Source organism: Ruminiclostridium josui JCM 17888 (assembly GCF_000526495.1).
GTDB lineage: Bacteria > Bacillota > Clostridia > Acetivibrionales > DSM-1351 > Ruminiclostridium > Ruminiclostridium josui.
The window spans coordinates 1,767,884-1,779,981 of record NZ_JAGE01000001.1 but is presented as its reverse complement, the minus strand read 5'-3'; the positions used below and the strand labels follow the sequence as shown (position 1 = coordinate 1,779,981).

At 36.3% G+C, this 12,098-nt stretch carries 13 protein-coding genes; 11 read left to right on the top strand and 2 right to left on the bottom strand.

The features are described 5' to 3' along the window. Positions 1-61: 61 nt before the first annotated feature. From nadB to K412_RS0108325, 4 genes are all read left to right on the top strand, one after another. The gene (nadB, locus tag K412_RS0108340) at positions 62-1,666 is read left to right on the top strand and encodes an L-aspartate oxidase (RefSeq protein WP_024832680.1); all 1,605 of its coding nucleotides are present in this window, start codon (positions 62-64) and stop codon (positions 1,664-1,666) included. A gap of 11 nt (positions 1,667-1,677) precedes the next feature. After that, complete coding sequence (gene nadC / locus K412_RS0108335; protein WP_024832679.1) at positions 1,678-2,514, top strand: carboxylating nicotinate-nucleotide diphosphorylase; 837 nt, start codon at positions 1,678-1,680, stop codon at positions 2,512-2,514. 444 nt (positions 2,515-2,958) lie between these two features. Further along, the gene (locus K412_RS0108330; RefSeq protein WP_024832678.1) at positions 2,959-3,129 is read left to right on the top strand and encodes a small, acid-soluble spore protein, alpha/beta type; all 171 of its coding nucleotides are present in this window, start codon (positions 2,959-2,961) and stop codon (positions 3,127-3,129) included. A 199-nt stretch (positions 3,130-3,328) separates the two neighbouring features. Further along, on the top strand, positions 3,329-4,222 hold the full coding sequence (locus K412_RS0108325) for a YegS/Rv2252/BmrU family lipid kinase (RefSeq protein ID WP_024832677.1): 894 nt from the start codon (positions 3,329-3,331) through the stop codon (positions 4,220-4,222). 67 nt (positions 4,223-4,289) lie between these two features. On the opposite strand, the gene K412_RS0108320 is transcribed toward K412_RS0108325, so the two are convergent. Continuing rightward, positions 4,290-4,535 (bottom strand): hypothetical protein, encoded by a 246-nt coding sequence (locus K412_RS0108320; protein ID WP_024832676.1) that lies wholly within the window; start codon positions 4,533-4,535, stop codon positions 4,290-4,292. 259 nt (positions 4,536-4,794) lie between these two features. Between K412_RS0108320 and deoC the strand changes: the two genes are divergently transcribed. Continuing rightward, entirely contained in the window at positions 4,795-5,451 is a 657-nt protein-coding gene (deoC, locus tag K412_RS0108315) for a deoxyribose-phosphate aldolase (protein WP_024832675.1), read from the top strand. Positions 5,452-5,513: 62 nt separating this feature from the next. Here the strand turns inward: deoC and K412_RS0108310 are convergent, their stop codons facing one another. After that, on the bottom strand, positions 5,514-5,894 hold the full coding sequence (locus tag K412_RS0108310) for a desulfoferrodoxin (protein WP_024832674.1): 381 nt from the start codon (positions 5,892-5,894) through the stop codon (positions 5,514-5,516). Positions 5,895-6,057: 163 nt separating this feature from the next. On the opposite strand from K412_RS0108310, the gene sfsA reads away from it, so the two are divergent. From sfsA to K412_RS0108280, 6 genes are all read left to right on the top strand, one after another. After that, on the top strand, positions 6,058-6,738 hold the full coding sequence (gene sfsA / locus K412_RS0108305) for a DNA/RNA nuclease SfsA (RefSeq protein ID WP_024832673.1): 681 nt from the start codon (positions 6,058-6,060) through the stop codon (positions 6,736-6,738). Next, on the top strand, positions 6,738-7,139 hold the full coding sequence (locus K412_RS0108300) for a secondary thiamine-phosphate synthase enzyme YjbQ (RefSeq protein WP_024832672.1): 402 nt from the start codon (positions 6,738-6,740) through the stop codon (positions 7,137-7,139). The genes sfsA and K412_RS0108300 overlap by 1 nt, the downstream gene beginning before the upstream one ends. Positions 7,140-7,456: 317 nt before the next feature. Then, positions 7,457-7,603 carry a hypothetical protein gene (locus tag K412_RS22490; RefSeq protein ID WP_173585620.1) on the top strand — a complete coding sequence of 49 codons (147 nt, stop codon included), beginning with the start codon at positions 7,457-7,459 and terminating at the stop codon, positions 7,601-7,603. A gap of 122 nt (positions 7,604-7,725) precedes the next feature. Further along, positions 7,726-8,820, top strand: coding sequence for a GntR family transcriptional regulator (locus K412_RS0108290; RefSeq protein WP_024832671.1), 1,095 nt, complete (start codon positions 7,726-7,728; stop codon positions 8,818-8,820). Between the two features lie 91 nt (positions 8,821-8,911). Continuing rightward, positions 8,912-10,393, top strand: coding sequence for an L-fucose/L-arabinose isomerase family protein (locus tag K412_RS0108285; protein ID WP_024832670.1), 1,482 nt, complete (start codon positions 8,912-8,914; stop codon positions 10,391-10,393). Positions 10,394-10,466: 73 nt separating this feature from the next. After that, complete coding sequence (locus K412_RS0108280) at positions 10,467-12,074, top strand: xylulokinase (protein WP_024832669.1); 1,608 nt, start codon at positions 10,467-10,469, stop codon at positions 12,072-12,074. Positions 12,075-12,098 lie beyond the last annotated feature (24 nt).

The window sequence follows — 12,098 nt, the reverse complement described above, 5'->3', positions numbered from 1 at the left end:
TGATTTAAGCAGTGCTTATCAGCAGTTTTTTAACATAAGTGGGGATACGGAGGGTAAAAAAATGGAAGAGGATAGTAATAAAGTTGACATAGAGGTTATACACAAGGATGTCTTAATTATTGGCAGCGGAATAGCCGGAGTGTATACTGCATTGGAGATACCCGACAGTTATCAGATTGGGATAATTACAAAGGAGACATTGGATATAAGTAATTCGGTTCTTGCACAGGGAGGAATAGCAGTATCTCTCGATGAGAAGAACGATTCACCTCAGTTGCATTTCAAAGATACTCTTTTTGCCGGTGCAGGATTAAATGATGAAAAAAGCGTATGGGTTCTGGTTGAAGAGGCTGCTGAAAATATTAGAACTCTGTGCAGTCTGGGAGTGAACTTTGATAAAAGCGGTCAACAACTATCCCTTACAAGAGAAGGAGCCCATAGTGTAAACAGAATTATCCACTCAGGTGATACAACCGGTAAAGAGGTTTGTGACAAGCTTATTGAGGTTGCAAGAAAGAAGAAGAATATATCTATTTTCGAAAGCCATTTTGCTGTTGACCTTGTTATTAAAGAAGGAAAATGCAGAGGGGCTATTGTTTACGATGAAATTTCAAATAAAATTAAGATTTTTCAGTCAAGTTCTGTTGTAGTTGCAACAGGGGGCTTCGGACAAATTTATTCACATACTACAAACCCTGAAGTTGCAACGGGAGACGGAATAGGAATGTGCCTTAGAGCAGGTGCTCAGGCTATGGATATGGAGTTTGTACAATTCCATCCCACAGTACTGTACCACCCAAAGGACAAAAGCTTTTTAATATCTGAGGCGGTCAGAGGAGAGGGTGCTCGTCTTAAAAATTGCAAGGGTGAGGCTTTCATGAAGAAATATCATGAGTTAGGGGAGCTTGCACCTAGAGATGTTGTTTCAAGAGCTATTTTTAAAGAAATGTCCCTAACCGATTCTAAAAATGTTTTTCTTGATATCACTTTTAAAAGTAGAGAATATCTCGAAAATAGATTTCCAAATATTTTTAAGACATGCCTTGATTACGGAATTGATATATCCAAGGATTATATCCCGGTTGCTCCAGCAGAGCACTATTGTATGGGGGGTATAAGGACCGATGTTGATGGTCAAACCAATATTCCCGGGTTATATGCATGCGGAGAGGTAGCTTGTACAGGGATTCATGGAGCAAACAGGTTAGCGAGCAACTCCTTGCTAGAAGGATTGGTTTTTGGAAGAAAAATCGCCAGGAAAATCGGTGCAGAAGGTAATCATTGTGATAATTCAGATGTAAATTCAAATATAAGTTATACATTAAATAAAAATAATGATGCAGCGCTCAAAGCTATGAAAGAAGAAATACAAGCTGCAATGACAAAGTATGTTGGTATTATTAGAAATCATGAAAGCCTTGAAAAAGCCGCTGCAATTATTAATGATATTTACAAGAAATACACAGATTTTTCAGGATTTAGTCTTGTGAAACTGGAAGTACTGAATATGTTAACAGTAGCAAGCCTCGTTATAGAATCTGCTCTTGAAAGAAAAGAGAGCAGAGGTGCACATTATAGAACTGATTTTGACAAGACAGATGATGTGAATTGGAGAAAGAACATAGTAAAAAAACTGGAGAAGGGCAAAATGGCTTCACCATTTTAAAAGGAGGAAAAATGAAACTCAGTAAACTTTATATCCATGAAATAGTTATGAATGCACTAAAGGAGGATATGCCTCTAGGAGATATTACTACAGATAATATCATTCCAGAAGACGATTCATCCAAGGCAGAATTTCTGGCTAAGCAAGACGCAGTTATAGCTGGGCTTGATGTAGCAAAATACGTTTTTGAAGTACTGGATAGCAGTGTGCGTTTCAAGGCCTTTGTAAAGGATGGAGATAAGGTATCAAAAGGGGATATTATTGCAGAAGTAAGTGGTTCTACAAGAGCTTTGCTGAAAGGTGAAAGGACTGCATTAAACTTTATGCAAAGGCTATCTGCAATTGCTACAATGACTAATAGATATGTTAATAAAGTGCAGGGATTATCTGTAAAGGTAACTGATACAAGAAAGACTACTCCTGGGCTGAGACTTTTGGAAAAGTATGCAGTTAGCGCAGGAGGAGGAGCCAACCATAGATTTTCACTTTCTGACGGTGTTTTAATAAAGGACAACCATATTGCTGCTGCCGGAGGAATAAAAAATGCCGTGGAACGAGTAAGAAAAAGTATACCTCATACTGTAAAGATTGAGGTAGAGGTAGAATCCATGGAAGAGGTTCGTGAGGCTTTGGAGTGCAAAGCTGATATAATTATGCTTGATAATATGTCAAATGAACAGATGACTGAGGCAGTCAAATTTATTGATAAAAGAGCTCTTGTAGAAGCTTCGGGAAATATAAGTGAAGAAACAATATACAATGTTGCATTAACCGGAGTTGATATTATATCCATCGGCAAACTAACTCACTCTGCAAATTCTATTGATATTAGCATGAATATTGAATAGTTAAATATTAATAAGTATAAATGTGGATAAAACTTTATTTATCCACATTTATTTTGAGTTATTCACATGTTATTTTTATATAAAGGTTAAACACCTAGAAAGAGTAAGGTTTGACAGATTGTTAGTTTCTACAAGTAATCCACAATTTCATTTTAAAATGTGGATTATAGACAGGTAATTGTAGATTGTATACACGATTGCATTTATCCATACAAAATATTGGTGTAATATTTGAAGGATAAGTGTATATATTGTGGTAATAGGAATTTATGATTAATTTTTGGCTGTGAAAAATGTGGATTACATTTCCTTAATATTTTTCTCTAAAATTCACACAATATATGTGTACGCTAAAAAATCTATTTCAGGCAGTGAACAGCGTAATTGCTTTCACCTGAAATGCTATTACGCAGTGGAGACTGCCTGCTTAAGGAGGCACTATCCATGAGTAGACGTAAGAGTGTGATGTCAGAAACCCTTAAAGAGGAAATTGCCAGAGAACTTGGAGTCTACAATACAGTTGCTAACGAAGGATGGGGAGCAGTAACTTCAAGAGATTGCGGAAACATTGTTAAGAAGGCAATTGAGATGGCTGAAAGAAGTGTCAACCATTAGGATGGATTAGCGTAGTTTGGGGGCCAGCAGCGAGACGAAAGTCTTGCTGACGCCCCATTTAATATCTAAATATCCTCATATGTAATAAATTTTTATAATATCATGTCTATTAAGATTGCTTTTGTATTAAATTTCATTTATTATAAGTTAATAGAGGATTTTTTAACCATACTCTGCATAAATGGGAGGTTATAGACCTGTGAGAAAGGCATTATTTGTATATAACCCTGTTTCCGGGGGACATAAGATTCCCAGCGAACTGGACTTTATTTTGTCCTCTTTTCAGGACAAAGGTATTCTTGCTCAACCCTATAGGTTGACGGATACTAACAGCGATTATCTCATTAATGCATTGCAGTCAGGGACATATGACTTTGTTGCTGCGTCTGGCGGTGATGGGACAATTAACTTTGTAGCTAACCTGTTGTTAAACAACGATATTAAAATGCCGTTAGGAGTAGTACCTTCAGGAACATGTAACGATTTCGCAAAATGCCTGGGAATAAACTCTTTTAAAGAAAGTATAGATATAATTCTTCAGGGCAATACAATTATGTGCGATGTGGGCTACATAAACAATTCACAGTATTTTCTGAGTACATTTGCAGGTGGAAATTTTGTAGATGTTTCTTTTAATACAAACAGTGAGCTTAAAAAGAATTTTGGGCCATTTGCATATTATTTAAAAGGTATTTCCGAATTGACTAATATTAAAAGCTTTGATCTTAAGATTACTGCTGATGATCATATTATTGAGGGTAAGTTTCTTTTATTCCTGATTGTTAATGGAAAACAGGCAGCCGGTTTTCCTAATTTATTGAATCAAGCGGATTATACTGATGGTTATATGGATATCATACTTGTCAAGAAATGTTCAAATATAAACCTCGCAAGTATATTTTTTAAGGTACTAAGTAAGGAATCTGTCAATGATAAGAACGTAATCATATTAAAGGCCAGAAAATGCGAACTAACCAGTAAAATGCCGCTGGCATTGACAATGGACGGTGAAAGGTCAGAGCTGTTCCCGGCCAGTATAGAATTTAAGCAAATGTTTCTTGAGGTTTTTGTACCTATAGGAGAAAATAAATAAACATATTAAAAGACCTGCCGAGTTAACAGTACAAAGTTAATCAGCAGGTCTTTTTGTAGTTTTACTGTTAATACATTTGATGCTTTTCATCCTTTTGAGCGACCAGTAATTGGTTTCGTCCATTTACAAAGGTTTTTCTAACGTAATAGCCTTCATTTACTAGCGTTTCATAAAGTTTGTCCACCTGATGGAAATAATTATAGCCTACGTCAAGAATTATTGTTTCCCCAGGTTTTAGTTTATTCTGAACAACGGACAAAGTATTGTCTTCATTTAGATTCTCGGCATTTATAACATTATTTTGCAACTCCATAGATGCAGCTCCTTCTTTTAAGTATTTATTTTATTGAATTTATTATTTACATGGAAATTAATAAATATAATAATCAGATTTTTCAAATTAATTGTATAAATTTTATAAATTTTGGCCATTATAATATTGACCTCACAAAATACATTTTGACCCCCTTTACATGGTTAGTCAATGGAGACTAACCTATTTTTTTTCTTGATAAATCCGAAATATTGGTAAATAATATTTATGTACTAATTTTTATATTCGGAGGTATTTTATGACTAAACTGGCAGGTTTAATTGATCACACAGCATTAAAACCCGAGACTTGTAAGGAACAGATAAAAAAGCTATGCAAAGAGGCTATAGAGTATAAATTTGCTTCTGTTTGCGTCAATCCTTGTTATGTGACACTCTGCAGTGAGATTTTGAAGGAGACCGATATAAAGGTTTGTACGGTAGTGGGGTTTCCACTAGGGGCCACTTCAACTGCGTCCAAAGTTGCAGAAACTGTTGAAGCAGTGGAAAACGGTGCTAGAGAAATAGATATGGTAATAAATGTTGGAGCTGTTAAGTCAGGGGATTTTCATTATGTAGAAAAAGATATTAAATCAGTAGTAGAGGCAGCAGCGGGAAAGGCAATTGTTAAGGTAATACTTGAAACATGCCTTCTTACTGATGAAGAAAAAGTTATTTGTTGTAATCTGTGTAAGACAGCCGGAGCCGATTTTGTTAAAACCTCCACTGGATTTAGTACAGGAGGGGCTACAATCCACGATGTAAGACTTATGAGAGAAACTGTGGGCCCTGATATGGGAGTAAAAGCAGCCGGGGGTATACGGGATTATAAGACAGCAAAAGCAATGGTAGAAGCAGGTGCAAATAGAATAGGAGCGAGTGCATCTATAGCAATTGTCATTGAGGAACAAGAGTAAATATATTTTTAGAGTAATAATAGGCCCTGAAAAGTAAAGTCACTTTACAGGGCCGTTGATTATTATTTTACATGGGACATCCACAATCCATGAAGATTACAGTATGCATAAACTTCTGCATTACTCTTGTCAGCAAAAACTGCTTTTGGTTCATCACCAGGTGAAAGAGGAATTCTTTCAGTGCCTTCATCGCCAGCAACTTCAATCCACTCAATATAATGGGCATCAATCATTGGGTGGGCTACGGAACCAATTTGTACTATAATCTTACCGTCTTTTCTTTCTGCTACGGGAACATGTTTTTCAAGAGCGGCATCTGTAGTATTGGGTTCAAGCCTTTCCATTTGTTCACCGCAACAGACTAGTTTTCCTCCACCATTTTTTATAACGCTTACAATATTACCACATTGCTTGCAACGATAATAAACAACTTCTGTCTTCATAAAAAACCTCCTTAAATATATTGTTGTTAATATAATAACCAATTTAAAGTTAATGTATTAATACCCATAATAATACTTAAATAACAAAATATCTATGCTTTTTTTGTAATTGTATGATATTCTTTTGGTGTAATTTACACAGAGACAGACGTGGGAGGATACTTTGAAATATAAAAATATTAAAGAAGGAATATTCATTAAAAGACCAAATAGATTTATTGCTTATGTGGAAATAGACGGTGTTATGGAAGTCTGCCATGTTAAGAATACTGGAAGATGTAAAGAGCTTTTATTACCGGGTGCGGTTGTGTATGTTCAGAAATCTGATAATCCCAAACGTAAAACAAAATTTGACCTTATAAGTGTTATAAAAGGAAACAGACATATTAATATGGATAGTCAGGTTCCAAATAAAGTGGTCCAGGAGTGGCTGGAAAAAGGGAACTTATTTAAGGATGTTACTCTTATAAAACCTGAGGCAAAATACAAAAATTCAAGATTTGATTTTTATGTTGAAACCAAAAAGGATAAAATTTTTATTGAGGTAAAAGGAGTAACCCTGGAGAAAAATAATATAGTACTTTTTCCTGATGCACCTACCGAAAGGGGTGTAAGGCATATAAATGAGCTTATTGAGAGCTTACATGACGGGTATAAAGCTTATGTAATTTTTATAATACAGATGAAAGATGTGGATTATTTTACGCCCAACAGCGTAACACATAAAGAGTTTGCAGATGCTTTGAAATCTGCTCATGATAAAGGTGTGGATATATTGGCCCTTGATTGCATAGTGGGAGAGGGCTTTATAGAAATTGATAAACAAGTGGAGGTAAGATTGTAATGGTACGTGAGTTTAGTTTAAAAACAGAAAGACAGAATTTTTATAATATTACCGGGAGGGTAGCAGAGGCTGTGGCTGAAAGCGGGATAAGCGACGGGGCGGTTATGGTATATTGTCCCCACACAACCGCAGGGATTACTATTAATGAAAATGCCGACCCTGATGTAGTTAGAGATATTCTATATGGATTGGATAAGGCTTATCCTGACAGAGCAGAATTTATGCACTATGAGGGAAATAGTTCTGCACATTTAAAAGCCAGCGCCATGGGCAGCAGCCAGTATGTTATTGTGGAAGGTGGAAAACTGCTGCTTGGCACATGGCAGGGAATTTATTTCTGCGAGTTTGACGGACCAAGAAATAGAAAGTTTTATGTAAAGATTATAAAGTCAGGTTTATAATTTTTGCACTTTTATTAGGTTTTGTTAACAGTATGTTGAAAACTTTGTGGATTATTTAAGGGGATAGCGAGATTTTATCCACAGAAACACAACATTTTGTGAATTAAACTGTGGATATTACTATATATATGTGTATATATTGTAGATAATGAGATAACCTAATCCACAATATAGTAGGTTAGTAATATACAATTCTTTCTATTAGAGTAATATCTTTGTGCAGCTAGGCACTAGTTGCCATTAAGATTTTAGCCATGACTATATTTGTAACAACTCCTGTAATATTTACATAAAATAGAAGCAGGGGGTGATTTAAAATGAAATTACATGAATTTTTAGATTATCAAAGAAAGTTGTGGGAAATGGACAAAAAGAAATACCAAACTCGCGAAGTAAATGAAAATAATTATAATAATAATTATAATAAGAAAGCAAATAATAATACAAAGCCTTCTAAATACTAAGCTTTTTACTATAACTGCCTGATATAAATCAAGGCAGTTTTTTATTGATAAACAGTATTGTATATTTGAAATTATTATGTATAATTAAGATGTACGTACAAGTTGCTTGTGAGGAGATAATAATGCAAAAAAAAGACAATCAGGTAAAATATCTCAAGCTTATGGAGCATCTGAAACAAGAAATACTTATGGGAAAAATAAAGCCGGGAGAACAAATCCCTTCGGAAAATGTTCTTGCGGAAACCATGTCCCTGAGTAGACATACCGTAAGAAAAGCAATTTCAATGCTTGTGAATGAAGGATATCTTTACACTGAACATGGACGTGGAACCTTTTGCCTGGATAGGAGCAGAAAAAGAAGTGACTCCAGAAATGTTGCTGTAATTACAACCTATATTTCTGAATACATTTTTCCAAAGGTTATTCAAGGCATTGATAGTGTACTTTCGTCCAAGGGCTATAGCATTATGCTCAAGAATACCAACAACAATACCAAAAATGAGGCTGTTTGTCTGGAAGATGTACTCCAGAAAAATGTTGAAGGTCTTATAATTGAGCCTACAAAAAGTGCTTTATACTCAGAAAATTTGAAGTTTTATGAAGCATTGGACAACCACCGTATACCATACATATTTATTCATGGTTTTTATCAGCAGCTTGATGGTAAATCACATGTTATACTGGATGATGCCAAAGGCATGTATTCTGCTGTGGAATATCTGGTAAAGTTGGGGCATAAAAAAATAGCAGGTATTTTTAAGGCGGATGATGTTCAAGGGGTTGAAAGACATAATGGATATGCAAAAGCTATTGCAGATGCGGGTATGTCCTATAATCCTGATGATGTAGTTTGGTTTCACACTGAGGATAGGGATATAAAACCTTATAATATGGTTAGACGGTTGCTGGAAGGTAATCGCGGGATTGATGCAATAGCCTGCTATAATGATGAAATTGCATTCAGAGTATATGAGCTGCTTAATAGCTTAGGAGTAAAAGTACCTGATGATATATCCATAACAGGGTTTGACGATTCCTACTATTCTGCCAATTGCCCAGTGAAAATTACCACAGTTCGTCACCCAAAGGAGAAGCTGGGGGAAGAAGCCGCTGAAATTTTACTGCAAATGATAAAGAAAAACGATTATCTGACAAATCCTGTTCAGAAAACTATTACACCGGAGCTTGTTATAAAGGAATCATGTATAAAAAGGTAAATATTAATTTACTTGTACGTAACAGTGTACGACATTAAACATTAATTTATTTAATGCATAAATGCAAAAAATTATTAAGGAGGATCTTAAAATGTATAACGTACCAAAGGTTAAACTCGGCATTGTAGCAGTTAGCAGGGATTGTTTTCCTGCAGAATTGAGTGTAGAAAGACGTAAAGCAGTTGTTAAAGCTTGCTCAGAAAAGAAGTTGGATTTATTTCAGGCAAATACAGTAGTGGAAAATGAAACAGATGTACCAAAGGCTCTAAAAGAATTGCAAGATGCAAATGTAAATGCTCTTGTAGTATACCTTGGAAACTTCGGACCTGAAGGACCTGAAACCATGCTTGCTCAGAAATTTGACGGACCAGTTATGTTCGTAGCTGCTGCTGAAGAATCTGAAGGAAACCTTATAGGCGGACGTGGAGATGCATATTGCGGTATGTTAAATGCATCCTATAACTTAGCATTGAGAAAACTGAATCCATATATTCCTGAATATCCAGTTGGAGATCCACAGGATGTATCAGAAATGGTTGGAGATTTTGAAAATATTGCAAGAATTCTTCTTGGACTCTCAAAACTAAAAATATTCAGCTTCGGACCAAGACCGTTTAATTTTGTTGCATGTAATGCGCCAATTAAGCCTTTGTATGACTTGGGCGTTGAAATAATGGAAAATTCAGAGCTTGATCTTTTCGAGGCATTTAACAATCACAAAGATGATCCTAGAATACCTGCAGTTGTTAAAGAGATGGAAGAAGAACTCAAGGGTGGAAACGGTTATCCAGGAATTCTTCCTAAACTGGCACAATATGAGATTACTCTGTTAGATTGGGCTGAACAGAATAAAGGTACTTCTGAATATTTTGTATTCGCAAACAAGTGCTGGCCTGCATTCCAGACACAGTTTGGATTCGTTCCATGTTACGTTAATTCAAGACTTGCTGCAAAAGGAATTCCAGTAGCATGTGAAACAGACATTTACGGTGCATTAAGCGAATATATAATTACTTGTGCTACCCAATTGCCAGCAACTCTTCTTGATATTAACAACTCTGTTCCTAAGGATATGTTTGAAAACAATAAGGATTTATTTAACGGATATACTCTTAAAGACTTGTTTATGGGTTTCCACTGTGGAAATACTCCTTCATGTATGATGAAAAACCACTCTATGAAGTATCAGCTTATCATGCACAGATTGCTAGAACCAGATAAGGAGCCTGATATCTCAAGAGGAACTTTGGAAGGAACTATAAGACCAGGAGAAATTACTTTCTTCAGACTCCAGGGAACAGCAGACTGCCAGCTGAGAAGTTATGTTGCTGAGGGAGAAATCATTGATGTTGATCCTAAATCATTTGGTGGTATAGGTGTATTTGCAATCAAAGAAATGGGAAGATTCTACAGACATGTATTGATTGCTAAGAGATACCCACACCATGGCGGCGTAGCCTTCAAGCACATGGGTAAAGTTCTGTTTGCAACAATGAAACTTCTTGGTGTTGAGGACGTTGCTTTCAATCAGCCAGCATCTATGCTTTATAAGGACGAGAATCCGTTTAAATAAAATCTATGTTAATCTGAATGACATCTTATTTATTCACTGAATAAGTATAGATGGCTACATGAGGGGGAAAACAATGACGCATGAACTAAATGAAAGCCGAAATGCGATTATTAACGGACAGACTACAATTGGGATTGAACTTGGCTCAACAAGAATAAAAACGGTATTGATAGGTGCAAATAATGCACCTATCGCATCCGGCAGTCATGACTGGGAAAACAGTTATATCAATAACATTTGGACTTACAGCTTAGAGGATATCTGGAAGGGTGTTCAGAACAGCTATCAGGAAATGATTATAGAGGTAAAGGAGAAGTTCGGTATAGGGTTAAAAACCACCGGTGCTATCGGATTTAGCGGAATGATGCATGGGTATATGGTTTTTGACAAGGAGGGAAGCCTTCTGACTCCTTTCAGAACATGGCGTAACACCATAACTGCACAGGCATCTGAAGAACTTACAAAGCTGTTTAGTTATCCAATTCCTCAGAGATGGAGTATTGCTCATCTTTACCAAGCAATACTGAATAATGAAGAGCATGTATCGGATATTGATTTTATGACTACTTTGGCCGGATATATACACTGGAAGTTAACAGGCAATAAGGTTCTTGGTGTCGGAGAGGCATCAGGTGTTTTCCCAATTGATTTAAATACAAAAGACTTTAATTCAAGTATGATTAAGCAGTTTAATGAAGTTAACCAAAGCCGTAATTTTTCATGGAAGCTTGAAAATATCCTTCCAAAGGTTTTGGTTGCGGGTACAGAAGCAGGTAAATTGACAGAAGAAGGGGCAAAGCTCCTTGATATAACCGGTGAACTTCAAGCAGGAATACCTCTTTGTCCTCCAGAGGGTGATGCAGGTACAGGAATGGTTGCAACCAACAGTGTAGCAGTTCGCACAGGAAATGTATCCGCTGGGACTTCAGTTTTTGCAATGGTTGTACTGGAAAAGGAATTATCTAAAGTGTATCCGGAAATTGATTTGGTGACTACACCTGACGGAAGTCTTGTGGGAATGGTTCATTCAAATAACTGTACATCGGATTATGATGCATGGATGGGTATATTTGCTGAGGCAGTTAAGGCTCTGGGCTTTGACGTGAAAAAACCACAGCTATATGATACTCTGCTGGGATTGGCACTTCAAGGTGATCCCGATTGCGGAGGGCTACTTGCCTACGGTTATATTTCAGGTGAACATATTACTCATTTTGAAGAAGGACGTCCGATGGTTGTTCGTTCATCCAATAGTAATTTTAATCTGGCTAACTTTATCAGGGTTAACCTGTTTACATCTCTCGGAGCATTGAAAACCGGTTTGGATATTCTTTTCCAAAAAGAAGCTGTTAAAGTTGATAGTATTACAGGACACGGCGGTTTCTTTAAAACAAAGGAAGTAGGACAGAAGATTATGGCAGCTGCCTTTAATGTTACCGTTTCAGTTATGCAAACTGCGGGTGAAGGCGGTGCATGGGGAATTGCTCTGCTTGCTTCGTATATGATTAATAAAAAAGACTCACAGTCTTTGGAAGATTTTCTTAAACAATATGTGTTTGGGGAAAGTCAAGGTGAGACTGTACAGCCTGATCCAAAAGATGTTAACGGTTTCAACGAGTTTATGAAACGATATACAAAGGGCTTGGACATTGAAAGAGCCGCAGTAAACTCCTTGAACTGATACATTTGACTGGAATAATTGATT

Excerpts from the sequence above, each read along its gene's own strand:
- K412_RS0108285 (WP_024832670.1), top strand. The coding sequence starts at position 8,912 with ATGTATAACGTACCAAAGGTTAAACTCGGCATTGTAGCAGTTAGCAGG.
- nadB (WP_024832680.1), top strand. The coding sequence starts at position 62 with ATGGAAGAGGATAGTAATAAAGTTGACATAGAGGTTATACACAAGGAT.
- K412_RS0108300 (WP_024832672.1), top strand. The coding sequence starts at position 6,738 with ATGGTACGTGAGTTTAGTTTAAAAACAGAAAGACAGAATTTTTATAAT.
- deoC (WP_024832675.1), top strand. The coding sequence starts at position 4,795 with ATGACTAAACTGGCAGGTTTAATTGATCACACAGCATTAAAACCCGAG.
- K412_RS22490 (WP_173585620.1), top strand. The coding sequence starts at position 7,457 with ATGAAATTACATGAATTTTTAGATTATCAAAGAAAGTTGTGGGAAATG.
- K412_RS0108330 (WP_024832678.1), top strand. The coding sequence starts at position 2,959 with ATGAGTAGACGTAAGAGTGTGATGTCAGAAACCCTTAAAGAGGAAATT.
- K412_RS0108290 (WP_024832671.1), top strand. The coding sequence starts at position 7,726 with ATGCAAAAAAAAGACAATCAGGTAAAATATCTCAAGCTTATGGAGCAT.
- K412_RS0108280 (WP_024832669.1), top strand. The coding sequence starts at position 10,467 with ATGACGCATGAACTAAATGAAAGCCGAAATGCGATTATTAACGGACAG.
- nadC (WP_024832679.1), top strand. The coding sequence starts at position 1,678 with ATGAAACTCAGTAAACTTTATATCCATGAAATAGTTATGAATGCACTA.
- K412_RS0108320 (WP_024832676.1), bottom strand. The coding sequence starts at position 4,535 with ATGGAGTTGCAAAATAATGTTATAAATGCCGAGAATCTAAATGAAGAC.
- K412_RS0108310 (WP_024832674.1), bottom strand. The coding sequence starts at position 5,894 with ATGAAGACAGAAGTTGTTTATTATCGTTGCAAGCAATGTGGTAATATT.